The organism is Chryseobacterium sp. UF-290, from assembly GCF_058245615.1.
The window spans coordinates 63,292-79,935 of the sequence record NZ_JBSICB010000002.1 but is presented as its reverse complement, the minus strand read 5'-3'; the positions used below and the strand labels follow the sequence as shown (position 1 = coordinate 79,935).

At 39.0% G+C, this 16,644-nt stretch carries 21 protein-coding genes; 20 read left to right on the top strand and 1 reads right to left on the bottom strand.

Annotation, left to right across the window (positions count from 1 at the left end):
- Nucleotides 1-21: 21 nt before the first annotated feature.
- Complete coding sequence (gene eco / locus AC4IF5_RS02815; RefSeq protein WP_490731482.1) at nt 22-510, top strand: serine protease inhibitor ecotin; 489 nt, start codon at nt 22-24, stop codon at nt 508-510.
- Nucleotides 511-671: 161 nt separating this feature from the next.
- Here the strand turns inward: eco and AC4IF5_RS02810 are convergent, their stop codons facing one another.
- On the bottom strand, nt 672-1,901 hold the full coding sequence (locus AC4IF5_RS02810) for a hypothetical protein (protein ID WP_490731480.1): 1,230 nt from the start codon (nt 1,899-1,901) through the stop codon (nt 672-674).
- Nucleotides 1,902-2,065: 164 nt separating this feature from the next.
- Between AC4IF5_RS02810 and AC4IF5_RS02805 the strand changes: the two genes are divergently transcribed.
- The 19 genes from AC4IF5_RS02805 (at nt 2,066) to AC4IF5_RS02715 (ending at nt 16,609) form a co-directional block, all read left to right on the top strand.
- Nucleotides 2,066-3,484, top strand: coding sequence for a TolC family protein (locus AC4IF5_RS02805; protein WP_490731478.1), 1,419 nt, complete (start codon nt 2,066-2,068; stop codon nt 3,482-3,484).
- Between the two features lie 11 nt (nt 3,485-3,495).
- Nucleotides 3,496-4,452 (top strand): HlyD family secretion protein, encoded by a 957-nt coding sequence (locus tag AC4IF5_RS02800; RefSeq protein ID WP_490731476.1) that lies wholly within the window; start codon nt 3,496-3,498, stop codon nt 4,450-4,452.
- An 80-nt stretch (nt 4,453-4,532) separates the two neighbouring features.
- Entirely contained in the window at nt 4,533-5,741 is a 1,209-nt protein-coding gene (locus tag AC4IF5_RS02795; protein WP_490731474.1) for an ABC transporter permease, read from the top strand.
- 198 nt (nt 5,742-5,939) lie between these two features.
- Nucleotides 5,940-6,395: a DUF1569 domain-containing protein gene (locus AC4IF5_RS02790; protein WP_490731472.1), complete on the top strand. Its 456-nt coding sequence runs from the start codon at nt 5,940-5,942 to the stop codon at nt 6,393-6,395.
- Between the two features lie 13 nt (nt 6,396-6,408).
- Nucleotides 6,409-6,879, top strand: a complete 471-nt coding sequence (locus AC4IF5_RS02785) for a hypothetical protein (RefSeq protein ID WP_490731470.1) — start codon at nt 6,409-6,411, stop codon at nt 6,877-6,879.
- A 2-nt stretch (nt 6,880-6,881) separates the two neighbouring features.
- Complete coding sequence (locus tag AC4IF5_RS02780) at nt 6,882-7,286, top strand: hypothetical protein (protein WP_490731468.1); 405 nt, start codon at nt 6,882-6,884, stop codon at nt 7,284-7,286.
- Nucleotides 7,283-7,654, top strand: a complete 372-nt coding sequence (locus AC4IF5_RS02775) for a VOC family protein (RefSeq protein WP_490731466.1) — start codon at nt 7,283-7,285, stop codon at nt 7,652-7,654. Before AC4IF5_RS02780 ends, AC4IF5_RS02775 begins: the two co-directional genes overlap by 4 nt.
- Before the next feature lie 47 nt (nt 7,655-7,701).
- Nucleotides 7,702-8,151, top strand: coding sequence for a VOC family protein (locus AC4IF5_RS02770; protein ID WP_490731464.1), 450 nt, complete (start codon nt 7,702-7,704; stop codon nt 8,149-8,151).
- 292 nt (nt 8,152-8,443) lie between these two features.
- Nucleotides 8,444-8,770 (top strand): hypothetical protein, encoded by a 327-nt coding sequence (locus AC4IF5_RS02765; RefSeq protein WP_490731462.1) that lies wholly within the window; start codon nt 8,444-8,446, stop codon nt 8,768-8,770.
- 17 nt (nt 8,771-8,787) lie between these two features.
- Nucleotides 8,788-9,420, top strand: a complete 633-nt coding sequence (locus AC4IF5_RS02760; protein ID WP_490731460.1) for a hypothetical protein — start codon at nt 8,788-8,790, stop codon at nt 9,418-9,420.
- Between the two features lie 21 nt (nt 9,421-9,441).
- The gene (locus tag AC4IF5_RS02755) at nt 9,442-10,218 is read left to right on the top strand and encodes a sensor histidine kinase (protein ID WP_490731458.1); all 777 of its coding nucleotides are present in this window, start codon (nt 9,442-9,444) and stop codon (nt 10,216-10,218) included.
- Between the two features lie 11 nt (nt 10,219-10,229).
- The gene (locus tag AC4IF5_RS02750; RefSeq protein ID WP_490731456.1) at nt 10,230-10,919 is read left to right on the top strand and encodes a response regulator transcription factor; all 690 of its coding nucleotides are present in this window, start codon (nt 10,230-10,232) and stop codon (nt 10,917-10,919) included.
- Between the two features lie 118 nt (nt 10,920-11,037).
- Nucleotides 11,038-11,430, top strand: coding sequence for a DUF1398 domain-containing protein (locus tag AC4IF5_RS02745; RefSeq protein WP_490731454.1), 393 nt, complete (start codon nt 11,038-11,040; stop codon nt 11,428-11,430).
- A 130-nt stretch (nt 11,431-11,560) separates the two neighbouring features.
- Nucleotides 11,561-12,238, top strand: coding sequence for a DUF2490 domain-containing protein (locus tag AC4IF5_RS02740; protein WP_490731452.1), 678 nt, complete (start codon nt 11,561-11,563; stop codon nt 12,236-12,238).
- An 87-nt stretch (nt 12,239-12,325) separates the two neighbouring features.
- Nucleotides 12,326-13,330 carry a bestrophin family protein gene (locus AC4IF5_RS02735; RefSeq protein WP_490731450.1) on the top strand — a complete coding sequence of 335 codons (1,005 nt, stop codon included), beginning with the start codon at nt 12,326-12,328 and terminating at the stop codon, nt 13,328-13,330.
- A 139-nt stretch (nt 13,331-13,469) separates the two neighbouring features.
- Complete coding sequence (locus AC4IF5_RS02730) at nt 13,470-15,083, top strand: Na+/H+ antiporter (protein WP_490731448.1); 1,614 nt, start codon at nt 13,470-13,472, stop codon at nt 15,081-15,083.
- A gap of 207 nt (nt 15,084-15,290) precedes the next feature.
- The gene (locus tag AC4IF5_RS02725; RefSeq protein ID WP_490731446.1) at nt 15,291-15,716 is read left to right on the top strand and encodes an SRPBCC family protein; all 426 of its coding nucleotides are present in this window, start codon (nt 15,291-15,293) and stop codon (nt 15,714-15,716) included.
- A 3-nt stretch (nt 15,717-15,719) separates the two neighbouring features.
- Nucleotides 15,720-16,229: a GNAT family N-acetyltransferase gene (locus AC4IF5_RS02720; protein ID WP_490731444.1), complete on the top strand. Its 510-nt coding sequence runs from the start codon at nt 15,720-15,722 to the stop codon at nt 16,227-16,229.
- A complete protein-coding gene (locus AC4IF5_RS02715) occupies nt 16,226-16,609 on the top strand; it encodes a VOC family protein (protein WP_490731442.1) in 384 nt (127 codons plus the stop codon). The genes AC4IF5_RS02720 and AC4IF5_RS02715 overlap by 4 nt, the downstream gene beginning before the upstream one ends.
- Nucleotides 16,610-16,644: the final 35 nt, after the last annotated feature.

Sequence of the window (16,644 nt, the reverse complement as noted above, 5' to 3'; positions counted from 1 at the left end):
TACAATTTAAAACCAAATAAAATGAAATTTTCAAAAACTTTAATGACAGGATTGGTATTGATGGCAGGTGTAAGTGCTTTCGCTCAAAAGAAAGCTGAAAAGTTTGAAAAACTACAGATTGAAATGTTCCCAAAAGCTAAAGAAGGATATAAGCAGGTATATATTCAGCTTCCCGTAGCGAAAAATGAAAATGACCTGAAAGTTGAGGTTTTCGTAGGAACTGAAAAAATGTTAGACTGCAACAACTATTTCCTGATGGGAGAAATGAAAACCCAGGATCTTCAGGGATGGGGGTATAACTATTACGAAGTAGAGTCTAACGGAGAAACCGGAGGAACATTGATGGCTTGCCTGGATCAGAAGCTGACTAAAAAGTTTGTAACGCTTAAGCCGGAAATCATAAGATACAACAGCAAACTGCCATTGGTATTTTATGTACCGAAAGATATTGAAGTACGTTACAGAGTTTTACGCCCTGATAACACAATGAAAAAAGCGGTTCAAAACTAAAATTGCAAGCTTATTATAAACAGAAAACTCCTCACAGCGATGTGGGGAGTTTTCGTTTTTCTTTCCTTAGCTGTTTTTTATGGAATAATAGGCTGTTTAGGTCTCGGTTAAAGCCGGTTGTTTTTTTATAAATGAGGTTAAGGTGCGGCATGCTTTCAAGATCAGGCTATCCAATGGCCGATAATCCTTACAATCCATCCCTCAGAAGTTTTTTTAATCAGGTAAGTAAGCCCTGTTGCAGTATCATCGATCATGAAAATATAAGTGTCTTTCTCCTCATCACACCGGAAGATTTTACTGTAGTACGTTTTGAATTGGTTCATATAGGTTAACTTGCTGTACTCCATATATTCTTTTGAGGTCAGGAAAATTATTTTTGCATCGATGGGCTCAATCCTTTTTAGATTGTCATCATCGGTAACAATGACTTTATAATTCAGAGAATGGATAAAATCTTCTTTTCGTTTTGGAAGCTCTTCTCTCTGGATTTTGATATCCTCTTCAAATGTTGCCATTTTAATGAAAAATTCCTCATACCAAGGTTGTTGATGTACTGTTACAGGATAACTACCATACATGATTCCCTGTAAGAGTCTGGTAAAATCATTAGCGGAAGATTGGTATTTAGGGTTTCTGTCCTCTGCATCACTGATGCCGTCCCCATCTGTATCTTTTGAATAGGGGTTGGTAAATAGTTTTCTGGTTTCCTCGATATCATTGATGCCGTCTCCATCAGAATCTTTCAAGATCTCATCAAGATTAAAGGTCAGCAATACATTGTTTTTTACGGTAGTATATTCAGGAGGCACTCCATAAACAGTATGTCTGGTCATTCGCCTTACATCTGCTTCAATCTGAAGATGGTTTTCATCTTTCCATAGCGGATATTGAGAATTGTTTTTAAAAAAATAATGATGATTGGCAACCAGTCCTGTGAAATAGTTTTTCCAGGTTTTTCCATTGTCTTTTGATATTTTTATATAATAATCATTGGATAAAAAAGAATCTGTAGTATACAAAATAGCGATTGTTTCTTTCAACTTTCCGGTTTTAATAATAAGCGGAATGGGAATGTCACTCATCTTTTTTGCAAATTCTTCTTGTCTGACGCTATATCTGGCATCCAGACTATCATAAGGAAGATCTTTTGTTCTTTGCTGGACAGGATCAATTATGTTTTCTGATTTTGCATTTCCTTTTATGTATTCCACCGAGATATATTTGAATGGTGGAGTCAAGGCTTCTTCTTCCGTAACAGGTCGGAAAAATGGGATTGACTGGGAAAGGCTGTCTTTTAATTTCTCAAATTCAACACACTTGCATGCGTTGGTTTGCTGGGAGAAGAGAAGGCAAAAAGGGACCCCTGAGAGTAGAGTTATAAATTTTTTCAAAGTTTTTTAGTTTTTAATTAAGATTTAAACGGATTGGTTAAAACTTTATTTTAAAGTAATTTATATTTAAACAAGTTTTAAACTTATTTTAAATTCACTGTTTTATGAGATTATGTTTGATGATTTAAATTTTTTTTGCATTATATTTGTTATAAACATAAGCCATGAAAAACAATTTATTGATTTTTACGTTTAGTTTTTTGGCTTTCCCTGCTTTTGGCTGGGCACAGTCTGCTCCGGATTTTAAGGAACTTTTAGACAGTGCTATGGTTCGGGACTCTGATCTCAAAATGCAGATTACCCGGAATAAACTTACCGATCTCGACGAGCATAAACTGAAAGATATCTTCCTTCCCACTTTGGAACTGAGCGGAAAAGCCGGTTATCTCAACGGAACTGCAAGGCTCACATCACCGGAAATTAATCTCGCGCCCTTTATCAATATTTCTGAAGGAGCTTTTAATAACAATTTCAACGTTTCCGGATTTTCAGGTGTGGCCAAAGCTGATGCTAAAATGCTTCTGTATTCAGGAGGTAAGGTAAAATACATGAAGAAAGCCGTTGAAGAAAAAAAGAAATCTGAAGATATTCTCCTGGAGAAAACAAAGGATGAGGTTGTTGCCACGATTTCCAAAGCTTATGACCAGCTGGCACTGATCCATCAGTCCAGAAAAGTGCTGGATGAAAGTACAAAAAGACTGGATATCAATAAAAAGACAGCAGATAAAGCTTTAGGTTATGGCCTGATCACTCCTTATGACCATAAGAAGATCGAACTTGCCCAGGCTACTTTAAATGCCAAAGTAATAGAATACGAAGGGAAAAAGGAGCTGCTTCTTACCCAGCTTTATATTTTAACCGGAATCGACAGGGAACGCCTTAGAATGATTGATCCTGTTTTATCTCCTGTAGAATTGCTTACTCCTGAAAAAGGAATAGAACAGAGAGCGGAGATCCGTGCCCTTGAGCATGGGATAGCAGCAGCGGACTATAAAATAAAAGCCGAAAAAACATGGATGATCCCCAAAGTACAGCTGATGGCTTCAGCTTATTATATCGGACTTTACGGAAACCGCATCAAAAGCTCGGAAAATATTATTCCGGCAGTTCCGGTACTTGGATATGAAGGCAGAAAGCTGGATTGGCGGCCTAATAACATTAATGTATTCCCATTGATTACCGCAGGGGTCGGATTCAAATGGGAGATCTTTGACGGAAAAGAAGGGAAGCACGCTGAAGAAACAGCCAAGGTCGGAAAAGAAGTATTGCAGAACCAGAAAGAAGATGCATTAAAAAAGCTGACACTGAATCAGGCCAATAATCAGACCAATTATAATATTGCTTCTGCACAGATCACTCTGAAGGCAAAACAGAAAGAGCTGGCCAAAAACGCATTGGTGCAGGCTGAAAAAGAATTCAGATACGGAATGAGCAAATCTTCACAGCTTATCGATGCTGAAAACGATCTTGAAGCTGCCGAACTGGAATATCAGAATGCGATTTTCAACCAGAGAAGAGCGGGAATAGAACTGATGAGGTCTACCCAGGAGCTGGATATCACCAAACTTTATTTAATCCCTTAAAAATTAAAATGATGCATAAAAATATATCTATACTCTTTGCTGCTCTGTTTTTGCTGGGGAGCTGTGGCAAAAAAGATGAAAAGATTACGGAACCTGAAGGTAAGACCAAAAAGGATGTTATCTCCTTTGCGCCAAAGGTTACCGGAAGAATTTTAAAAATATACGTTTCCGAAGGTCAGATTGTGAAGAAAGGAGATACCCTGGCACAGCTTGATGTACCGGAAGTCTCTGCAAAGATCGCACAGGCCCAGGGTGCCGTGAATGCGGCAACAGCTCAGGAGCAGATGGCGAAAAACGGAGCAACGGCAGATCAGATGAGACAGCTGCAGGCAAAATATAAGGGGTTGAAAGAGCAGTATGAGTTCGCACAGAAATCTTACCGGAGGGCAAACAATATGTTCCGTGACAGCCTGATGTCTCCGCAGGCTCATGATGAGGTCTATGCGAAACTTCAGGGAGCAAAGGCACAATACGATGCTGTAGTGGCGGAGCTTGATGATGTGAAAAGAGGGACCCGCTTTGAAAAAGTGGAGATGGCGGCAGGACAGGCTTCTCAGGCTAAAGGAGCATTGCAGGAAGCCAATGTGGCCTATTCCGAAAGGTATATCATTGCCACCAATGATATGGAAATAGAAACGATCAGTCTGAATACAGGAGAATTGGCAACTGCCGGTTTTGCATTGTTCAATGGATATATCCCGGAAAGTACTTATTTCAGGTTCACAATTCCTGAAAGTGCCATTTCAAAATACAAAAAAGGTCAGGAGGTCAGTATGCAGGTGGTCTATAATAAAGAAACCCTCACAGGAAATATCGTATACATCAAACAGCTGACCAAGTATGCGGATATTACGACAGCTTATCCTGATTATCAGCTGCAGGATGCGATCTATGAGATCAAAGTGAAGCCCAAAGATATGAATAAGGCCAAAAATATTCTGGTCAATGCAAATGTAATCCTGAAATAGTACGGAATGGAGCATGACGGATCATTTTCACATTATATAAAAGAAGTTCCGTCTGGCCATTACAATATAAAAATAAACAGATGAAAGAATTTTTCCGTCTTTTAAAACGAGAGTTTAAACTTTTTATCGGTAATTCTACCTTAAGGACTGTGTTCTTTCTGGCACCGGTCTTTTATGCAACCTTGCTGGGGTTTGTCTACAAAAGCGGAAAAGTTGAAAATACTCCCGTATTGGTTATTGACAGGGACAATACGCCTTTGTCTAATCAGCTGACGGAAATGCTGGATGATAATAAGAGCATCAGGATCATCAGGTATCTGCAGGAACCTCTGAGCATTAAAGATGAAGTGATCAGACATGAAGCGGCGGCTGTAGTCATTATTCCTTCCCGGTTTGAAGGAGACATGCTTCAGAAGAAATATCCGGAACTGAATGTCTACATCAATACAGGAAACGTTTTAACCGCAAACTTTGCTTCCAAAGCGCTGCAGCTTACAATAGGAACGTTCTCTGCCGGAGCTTCCATAAAAGCTTTGCAAAAAGTAGGAATGCCGGCTGCGAAAGCGGCTACACAATATGAACCTTTCAAGGCCAATTATATCACACTTTTCAACACTACCGGAAACTATCTTATCTTTATGTGGCCGGCGATGCTGGCTGTCGTTTTACAGCAGGTGATCCTGTTGGCAATGGCGGTAAGTTTTGCAGCAGAATTTGAAAGAGGATCTTTTGTAAGAGAATATCTTAAAATGAAAAGATGGGCATTTCCGACCATGCTGATCAAAGTAATCCCGATCTGGGTATTTTCCATTCTTATTGTAAGTATTTATTACTTTATGCATATGATCTTCAGGGTGCCAATGCCGGAGGGAATATTCAATTTTATCCTTCTTACATCAGTTTTTGTAGGATCGGCTTCATTTTTGGGAGTATTCATCAGTATATTGATCCCGGATGCGCTGAAGGCTACACAGATTCTTATGGTAATTGCTTCACCGGCATTCATCATCAGCGGCTTTACATGGCCTCTGAGCGCAATGCCTGCTTTCGTTCAGCTTATTGCCAATATAATTCCGTTAACTCCCTTTTTACAGGCCTTTAAGATCTTATTGATCCAAAAAGGGTCCGTAGAGCTTACTTTTCCTTATCTGAAGCACTTAAGCATTCTTGTAGTGGTCTATGCTATTCTGGGATGGATTGCCTTAAAGATCAAGCTTTGGTTTATTTTTAAAAAAGCGGCACCGCAGGAAATTGCTCTTGAGGAAACTTCTCAGGAGGATGTAGAGTAATCAGTACCCGTAAACTGTCAACCAGCAACATTCAAATTCTCTCTCTCTATTTTTCAAACCTTTGGAAGTAGACTTAATTACTAACCGCCAGCTTACGTCATCAGATTTCTTCCCCCGTCCTTCGTAGCGAAATATTGACTCCACTATAAAATCAAACAAAAAAACTGATATATTTGTCTGTTGTAAATTAGAAAAAATATGGAAAACGTATTTGATGCAAAAGAGGCTCAAAACTATATCGATAGAATCAACAGGCTTGTAGAAGATACTCATGGTTTATGGGGGAAAATGACGGTAGATCAGATGCTGGCACATTGCTGTATAACCTACGAAATGGTGTATGAGCCTGAAAAGCATAAAAAACCAGGATCTATTGCAAAATTTATTTTAAAGACCTTTGTAAAGCCTAAAGTGGTAGGTGAAAAAGCATATCCGAGAGACTCTCCTACGGCTCCGCAGTTTTTGGTTACCGGCAGAAAAAATTTCCATGAAGAAAAAACAAGACTGATCGGCTTTATCCAGAAGACACAGCAGTTAGGAGCAGATGCTTTTGACGGTAAAGAATCTTTCTCTTTCGGAAAATTAAATGCTCAGGAATGGAATAATATGTTTGCAAAACACCTTAACCATCACCTGGCACAGTTTGGCGTTTAAGAAAAATCACGATATGAAAAAACTTTTATTACTCTTTATCTTTGCGGCACATTTTGTACCGGGGCAGATGCCTGATATTTCAAACACCTGGCTAAACGGCAGCAAGCCTTATACAGGGACCATAGGAAGCAAAGGACAGGAACTTAAGCTTAAGATCAATACCTCTGAGCAGAATAAAAAAAATGATCAGGAATATTTTGTTTCAGGATATTCTCTTGTAGATACCAATTATGCGAAATTCGAAGGAAAGATTACCATTCTGAAGTATAAAGATGCTAAAAAACAGGGAACCGTATTCGGAGAGTATGAATTGGCGGAAGAGAACAAAGGAAAGCACTCAGGGCTTTTTAAAGGAAAGTTCGTTTACAACTTCAAATGGAACAGGAAAACGGAAAAGATCGAAGGAGAATATATTGAGCTTATTGGTGACTGGAAAAGTTATGACGGAACATTAGACTTTAAAACCCGTTTGAAAAACCAATAATGATGTTGAGACAAATATTAGCTGTGGTGGCAGGACTTATTACAGGTTCCGTTTGTATGGGCGGCGTTGAAAAAACAGGACATTATCTGTATCCGCCTCCTTCGGGTGCCGGTGATGGAGATATGGAAGCGCTGAAAGCCTATGTAGCCGAGGCTCCCTTTATGGCTCTTTTTTTCGTTATCCTGGCCTATGCGATAGCGGCCGTTGTATCCGGATTTACAGCCTCAAAAATTTCCAATAACGGAAAACATACATCTGCTCTGATCTGTGGAATCATTTTTTTACTGACGACCATTTATATGATGGCATCTTTACCTACTCCCATCTGGTTCTGGATTTTAGGAATCCTTGTTTGGGGATTGGTTTTCGCGGGACATCAATTAGCTTTAAAAACAAGAAAAATATGAAATTAGGAGCATTTTCAATCAGCTTAAGTGTAAAAGACCTTCAGAAATCAAGAGATTTTTACGAAAAGCTGGGCTTTACAACGATGGCAGGAAATACAGAACAGAATTATCTGATTATGAAAAACGGATCTACTCTGATAGGTCTGTTCCAGGCAATGTTTGATGGAAATATGCTGACCTTCAACCCGGGATGGGATGAAAATGCCCAGAATCTTGAATCCTTTGATGATGTACGCACGATTCAGAGGCATTTAAAGGAAAATGGAGTAGAAATTGACAGGGAAGCTGATGAGAGCACTTCAGGACCGGAACATATTTACCTGAAAGATCCGGATGGAAATATGATCCTGATCGATCAGCACAGATAGGGAGAGGTCTTAAAACATTAAAAAACTTAACTTATAAAAAAACAATCATGGCAACAGTAAACGTTTATTTAACATTCAATGGAAACTGCAGAGAAGCATTTGATTTCTACAAATCAGTTTTCGGAGGAGAATATCCTTATATCGGAACTTTTGGAGAAATGCCTCCGATGGAAGGAAAAGAAACTCCTGAAGAAGATAAGGACAAGATCATGCACGTTACCCTTCCGATTTCCAAAGAAACAGTATTGATGGGAAGTGATACCGGCGGAGAATGGTCTTCAGGCTTTAAGGAAGGAAATAATTTCTCTATTTCCATCAATGCGGAATCTAAAGAAGAAGCAGATAAATTATTCGGAGGGCTTTCTGCCGGCGGGCAGGTAACAATGCCGATGGCAGATACTTTCTGGGGAGCCTATTTCGGAATGTTTACTGATAAATTCGGGATCAACTGGATGGTAAATTATGACGATCCTGCGAAAATGCAGCAGCATCCATAAGAAAGAGATTGAAAATATTTTATAGAAACCCGGCAGATATTCTGTCGGGTTTCTTTCTGTTTCATCAAAACATCTAAACTGACAGTGATAAAAATGCGGGAATAAGGTAAAATATACCGAAAAGGAAAACACGTAAAAATACGTGCTTATAACTCTTCATATTGTTTTATTTTTGATAAAAATAGATCAGTTTGATGCTATTGGAAATAAAATAAATTTATTTTGACCATATAATTTGTTTTTTTCATAACTTCATTTTGAGCAAATTATATAATATTAAAAGCAAATAACTATGGAATTACCTAAACATGCAGTATCATTAGAAAATGCCAAAAACTGGATTAGAAACTGGCAGGAAAGAACAGAAATTGGAGGAAATGAAATAAAAGCGCATATGATTCCTTCAAAAGACGCGTTTGACATTTTCTACAATGATAAAGGTTTTGAGAACTATCGGGGCTACAATGCTATTACCGATCAGGGAGAGTTCAAATTTCTGATGGTTAGTGTAGACGCTGACGGTAATGATATCGTAGACTATGATAGAGGATATTACATCTATGATATGACGACACCATGCCCAAGCGTATGCTCCCGGGTAGAGTGGCTGCAGCTATAATCTTAAACTGAATATCATTGGATCATTGGATTGAAATATTATCACTTATTGGAAAAGGCATCCTGCTGATTAATCTGGCAGTATATTGCATAGGCTTTTCCGGTTCCGGAAAAGCCTATGCCTATTTTATAGGTTATCTGGCCTGGATATTAATCTGTGAGATCGTGTTCTATGTATTGAATGATCAGAAGATCAATAATCTGTTTTTCTCTCATTATTATCTGATCGGTCAGTTTTTGTTGCTGGGACTTTTTTTTCATGAAATACTCACAGAAAAATATCAGAAGAATACAGCCCGTTTCCTTTTGATCATTATCCCGGCAGTTCTTATTGTTCAGTATATTGTTGACCCGGAGAAATATTATGTTTTCAATTTATTTGAAATTTTTGTCACCTCTTATTCTATTATTATCCTGGCATTATTTCATTTATACAATATCCTGGATACCGCGAAGAAGTACAATTATATAAGCCTGGGACTTCTGCTGTATCTGATAAGCAGCACGGTCATATTCTTGTCCGGGAATCTGTATACGGTAATGAACAGAAAGCTGCACAAAGAAATATGGATATTCAATGTGGTCATGTTTATTGTTTACCAGATCTTTATCCTGGCTGAGTATCTTTTTTCCCGTAAAAAGAATGTGTAATTACTGTTATGATCTTACAAGATGAATGAAAATACCATTATTTCCACTATAGTCTATACTTTTCTGGCTTTTACGTTGCTGGCGGTCACGCTGGTCATATTTTACTATTTTTCCAATAAGAAAATAACGAAAAACCTTCTTCAAAAGAAGGAGCTGGAGATCAGGTACGAGAAAGATCTTACCCATGCCATTATAAGTTCCCAGGAGAAAGAGCGGCTGCGGATCGCCCAGGACCTGCATGATGATATCAGTTCAAAACTGAGTGTGGTCTCTTTAAATATTCACCTGCTGGATTTTGACAATCTAACCAGAGCGGAATATAATGAGCTGAAAAATAAGATCATCAACTTAGTCAATACCACAGCAGAAAGCGCCAGACAGATCTCTCATGACCTGCTTCCGCCGGTTTTGGAAAAATTTGGGCTGCACGCTGCCATCGATGCATTGTGTTCAGAGATCAATATGTCTAAGACGGTACAGGTTTCTTATGCCAACAACCTGTATTTTGCAAAAGCTGAGGATGAAAAAAATTTGCATATCTTTAGGATACTTCAGGAGCTGATCAACAACTCAGTAAAGCATGGAGAAAGCACTCATATTGAAATAGTATTTAAAGGAAAGGATGGAAAAAATACATGTATCTATAAAGATAATGGTAAAGGATTCAATCCCAATGAGGATGCTCTGAAAGGTGGACTCGGATTACGGAATATAAGGAGCAGGGTAGAGCTTATCAATGGTACATTGAAGATAGAAAGTGAAAGCAGCAGAGGAATTACTGTAGAATTTACATTTTAATTGATTATACAATGGAAAAAGATACCATTCGCCTGATGATCGTAGATGATGAAGCGCTATTCCGCCAGGGAATTTCATTGTTGATACAAAGAGAGAAAGATATCGTATTGGTACGTGATTTCAGCAATGGAAAAGAGCTGCTTGACGCATTTGCAACTCTGGAAGAGCTGCCGGATATTATATTAATGGACCTCAATATGCCGGAAATTAACGGAGTGGAAGCCACCAAGCAGGTTCATATCAAATATCCTCAGATCAAAATTATAGCGCTCACCAGCTATAATACAAAAGTTTTTATTGTCAATATGATCCAATCGGGGGCATGTTCTTTTCTGAAGAAAAATTCCAGTCCCTCAGAGCTGCTCACTGCCATTAGGGAAGTACACCAAAAAGGATTCTTTTATAATATGGAAGTGATGGAAGCCCTGCATCAGAATCTGACTGAGCCTAAAAAAAAGGTTTCCAGTATTTTTGATGCCAATCACATCTCTAAAAGGGAAAAAGAAGTATTGGAACTGATCTGTAAACAATACAGCACTCCTGAAATAGCAGATCGGCTTTTCATAAGTTCCAGAACCGTGGAAGGTCACCGTAATAGCCTCCTTCTGAAAACCGGAGCTAAAAACACAGCAGGTTTAGTGGTCTATGCAATAGAAAGTAAAATTGTAGATACAAATTATTTAAAAGACAGATTCGATTGAATTTTATTGATATTTTCTGATTAAATTAGTTTTTGTTTTTGAAACCGTACAGCCCGTTTATGAGAAGTGTTGTTTCAAAGACAGAATAAGACAACAACTGATAGAAAATATAGAAAAAATGGAATTTACAGTCGAAGATATTGCAGCGGAACATCAAAAGGTAAAGAGCGGAGCAGATTTCCCCCAATACATTCAGGCGATAAAAAGTCTGGGTGTTTCTCATTATACAACCTATGTTTCTGACGGAAATACAGAATATTTCAATGGAGATAATCAATCGGTTCAGACCGGAAGTAAATATGATATTCTCAATATTTCCGGAAATGTAAACCCTGAAAATTTTAAAGTAAAATTAAAGCTTCACCAGCAGGGCGGTACCGATTATGTGACCTTCTGTAATGACTGTGCAGTAAACGGAGTGGAAGGCTGGAAGATGGACCTGAATACCATGACCTGTGCGTATTTTGATAAGGAAGGACTGGAAATACTGATAGAACAGGTTCCGGCATGAAGCCAGGTGAGAATTGAATCCTCCCGGATTTAATTCCAAAGCCTTTTTAAACCCTACTCAATATTTGTTTGCTATTATTGATTTAAAATATTAATTTTGTTCAAAACGATAGATAATAGTAATTATAAACATGAGAAAGGTTTTTACGAAGCTGGCTTTTACACTATTAGGATTGGGATCTATAATGACGTTTGCGCAGAAGAATGATCTTGGGGCCTGGTATATGTACTTTGGGAATAATAAGATCAGCAAGAAGCTGAACTGGCATAATGAAATCCAGTACCGGAACTTTGATGCCATTGGAGATCTGGAACAGCTTTTAATCCGTACAGGGATAGGGTATGATCTCACCGAAAACAATAATAATGTTTTGCTGGGATATGGTTTTATTCTGAGCCAGCCGTATGTAAACGGAGAAAAAAAAGAGAATGTTGAGCACAGAATTTTCCAGCAATATATTACGAAGCAGAAGTTCGGACGTTTTAACCTTCAGCACCGTTACCGTTTGGAAGAACGCTTTCTGGAAGATGATTTTAGAATGAGATTCCGTTATATGCTGGGGCTGAATATTCCGATTACCCAAAAAGAAATGTTACCCAAAACACTTTACGCATCCGTTTATAATGAGATCTTTCTGCATTTCAACAGTCCGGTTTTTGACAGGAACAGGGTGTACGGTGCTTTAGGATATGTAATCAATAAAAATATGAGAATAGAAGCAGGCTATATGAATCAGATCCAGGAAAATAAGAACCGGGGACAGATTCAGATCGGCTTCTATAACAATATTCCGTTTACCCGGAATTAATAACAACAGTTTTTTGCTGAATGCCATGATGAAAATGAAACTGTTATTTTATAAGGAAAACATCCAAAAAAATTTAATAAACACAATATGCATTCAGGGAAAAGATTTGGCGCACGTGAGTTCATCAACTGGACGAGGCGCAGTATTTATGCTTTAATCGTATTATCAGCGATTCCAACGATTTTGTATTTCTTAGGCTGGAAATTCCTTTCCGTGCCCTGGCAGCCGATTGCTATTATGGGAACTGCGGTGGCTTTCATCGTGGGATTTAAAAATAATGCCAGCTACAGCAGGTTATGGGAAGCAAGGCAGATCTATGGAGCAATCATCAATGACAGCCGGAGCTTCGGATATATTCTGAGAGATGCCCTTATTGCAAAAGATGCCCCAAAAGTAAAGGAGATGTTTCTCCGCCATTATGCGTGGCTTACAGCATTAAGGTTTCAGCTTCGTGAGCCCAGAGCCTGGGAAAATACGGGAACGGCTCAGTTTGATGAATATGCCAAGAAATATGAAATCCCTGAAAGGCTGACAAAGCTGGATGAAGAACTGAAAAAATACCTGTCTGAAAAAGAGCTGGAATATATTCTGAGCAAAAAGAACAGAGCTACCCAACTGATGGCCAGCCAAAGTAAAGAACTCTCCGAAGCATATGAAAAGAGGGAGATCAATGACTTTCAGTGGACGCAGATCAATCAGCAGCTAGTGAAATTTACAGACAGTCAGGGAAAAGCGGAAAGGATCAAAAATTTTCCATATCCCAGAAACTTTTCTTCCATTACCACCTATCTTTTGCTGTTGTTCATCGTTTTTGTTCCTTTCGGGTTACTGAAAGAATTCGATAAACTGGGTGAAGGAAGCATAGTGGAAGGATGGACACTTTGGTTTAATATTCCTTTCTCACTACTGGTGACCTGGTGTTTTCATACATTAGACAGTGTAGGAGAGGCTTCTGTAAATCCTTTTGAAGGAAGCCCGAATGACGTCCCGATCACCCAGATCAGCCGTACTATAGAGATCGATATGAGAGATATGCTGGATGAACCTGACCTTCCGCCGGCAATTACCCCAACGAATAATATTGTGCTTTAATAAGAACTGAAAGAGTAAGAAATTGAGAGATTAAGAGATTTCCGCATGTTTTATTGATCTTATAGAAATCTGTGCTATCTGTGAAATCTGCGGGAAACTCTTTAATTCAAAAAAATAACATTAAAAAAACTAAATCAAAATGATTCACAGCTATGTTATAATATCCATTGTAGTATTACTGTCTGTAATGATATTAGTACTGATCGGGCAGAAGCTGAAAGTAGCATATCCGATCTTTCTTGTGATCGCGGGATTGCTGATTTGCTTTGTTCCGGGAATGCCCCGGATAGAAATAGAACCCGACCTGGTCTTCCTTATTTTTCTGCCTCCTATTTTGTTTGAAGCTGCATGGTTCACTTCATGGCAGGATTTTCATAAATGGAGGAAACAGATCTTTTCTATGGCTTTTGGGTTGGTATTCTTAACATCAATAGTAGTTGCCTATCTTTCATCTTCCATTATTCCAGGGCTTACCCTGGCAATGGGATTCCTTTTGGGAGGGGTGAACTCTCCGCCTGATGCGGTGGCTGCCACATCAGTATTGAAGCATATGAAAATTCCTAAAAAGATTACCAATATTCTGGAAGGAGAAAGTCTTATCAATGATGCATCCAGTTTGATCGTCTTTAAATTTGCGCTGGCAGCAGTTATTTCCGGGCAGTTTATCTGGAGAGATGCCGTTCAGGACTTCTTTACCATGGCTATTGGAGGAATCGCTGTTGGGGTAGCGGTAGGCTTCCTGTTTGGAGCGCTGCTGAGGATTATTCCCACCAATTCCAATATAGATACGATTATTACGCTTATTGTACCTTACATCATGTATGTGGGAGCAGAGCATTTTCATTTTTCAGGAGTGCTTGCAGTGGTTGCAGGAGGATTGCTGATGTCTTATAACTCTCATTGTTATTTAAGCCATACCTCAAGGATACAGTCGGGGAATGTTTGGAGCGTGCTGATATTTCTGATGAATACCATCATCTTTATCCTTATCGGTCTGGAGCTTCCTGTAGTAGTTGAAGGAATGAAGGACTATACCATTTCTGAAGGAATATTTTACAGCGTAGTTATTGGTGGAGCTATCATTGGCACAAGGATCCTGTACAGTTATGCACTCATGTATTTCCCAAGGATTTGCTCCAAAGAATTGAGATTAAAAGTTCCCAGGCCGGACTGGCGGGAGCCGTTCATCATCAGTTTCGCAGCGATGCGGGGAGTGGTTTCTCTGGCAGCAGCATTATCTATTCCGGCTTTTCTGCCAAATGGAGAAGCGTTTCCGCACCGGAATATCATTTTATTCGTAACTTTCGTTATTATATTGATCACTCTGGTAGGGCAGGGATTATTACTGAGTCCGGTCCTTAAACTGTTGAACATACAGGATGCAGGAAGCGAATTGCCGGAAGAAAAACAGGAAGTGATCCTGATGCGTAAGCTGAAAGAAACGGCTCTGCATAAGCTGGATAATGATTTTTCTGAGCTGGCCGTAACGAACAGCCTCGTGCGTCACCAAAAGCATAAGCTGGAAAACGAAATGATGCTGATGGCGGATAAGGCGCAATGCATGGCTTCTGCCGGAGATTATGTAGCGGCGGTGAATGAGAATAAGGATGTATTGCGTCAGATCATTCAGGCACAGAGGAATGAGCTGCACAGGATGAAAAAAGAGAAAATATTTGATGACCATGTGATGAGAACCATTGAGATGCAGCTGGATTTTGATGAAGCAAAGATCACCGGGTTCTCACATACATAGAATATTTGAACCCTTAAGGGTTTGAATATGGTAAAAAAGAAACCGAAAAGGTTACAGAATCTTTCAGTTGAAAAGTATACTGAAGTTTTGAAAATCTATAGATTTTGCTTTGTTAATTTTATGTAAGTTCACCTTACTATTAACTTCTTAAATTCTATGTGACTTTTATGTTTATAAGCTTTGGAAGCCTGTTAAAATCTTAATTATATGAATACACCGATTACAGTTCAGTACAAAATAAAAGCTTCGGCAGAAAGAATATGGAAAGCATTGACCGATAAGAATGAAATGAAATCCTGGTACTTTGATATCCGGGATTTTGAGCCGGAAGCAGGAAAAGCATTCCATTTTTATGAACCGGGAGGAGAGAACAAGTACCATCATCAATGTGAGATCGTAGAGATTATTCCTTATCAGAAGCTGAAGCATACTTGGTGTTATCCGGATTTTTCAGATCAGAAAACAGTGGTGACATGGGAACTGCTACCTGGAAAAGATGAAACAGTGGTGAAGCTGACACATGAAGGAATAGAAAATTTTAAAGATCTGGGAGAAAATTTTTCAAGAGAAAGTTTTACAGGAGGCTGGAACACAATTATTGGTCAGAGCCTAAAAGAATATACAGAAAAATAGGTCATGATCGAATTACAGCCTTTTCAAACAGACGATGCGGGGATATTGATAGCAAATATAAAAGACGAAAGAATGCTGCTCCAGTTTGCAGGTCCGGTGTATCGTTTCCCTCTTACCGGAGACCAGCTGGAAGGAGATCTGTCTGACCCGAACCGGACGCTGTTCAAGATAGTGGATCAGGCAGATCAGAAGGTAGTAGGCCACGCTCAGATCTTTCTGAAAGAAGAAACATTTTTACTTGGAAGAATATTGATCTGGGATGAAAGCTACAGGGGAAAAGGATATGGAAAAAAAGTGGTGAAGGAGCTTCTGAAGTACGGTTTTAGTCATTTTGACAAAAAAATAGCAGAGCTGAACGTATATGACTGGAATACGGGAGCTATTGAATGTTATAAAAAGGTAGGCTTCACTATTGATCCGGAGATTAAGAAAGAGGCCAGGATTGGACGGGAAACATGGATCTCTCTGAATATGAAGATCGATAAAAAAACTTTTGAATTACAGAAATCATGACGCAGCTTACAGGACTTCGGCCTATTCTCTGGACAGAGGATCTTGACGGTACTATAGGATTTTATATGCGGGTTCTCGGCTTTACCCTGATGGGCAGAAATGACGACTGGCAGTGGGCCTCACTTCGTAAAGATGATGTATATGTCATGCTTTCTCAGCCTAATGAGCATGAAAAACCTGCTGCAATAGGCTTTAGCGGCTCATTTTATTTTAATGTAGATAAGGTGGATGAGCTTTGGGAAGACCTTAAAGCAAAAGCCAGGATCTGCTATGAGATTGAAACTTTTGAATGGGGAATGAGGGAATTTGCCCTATATGATAACAATGGTTATATCTTACAATTTGGTCAACAAATGGATAATATTGGCAATACGGAATAAAATTTGCTATTTTTGGGGAAATATTTAGAAAGTCA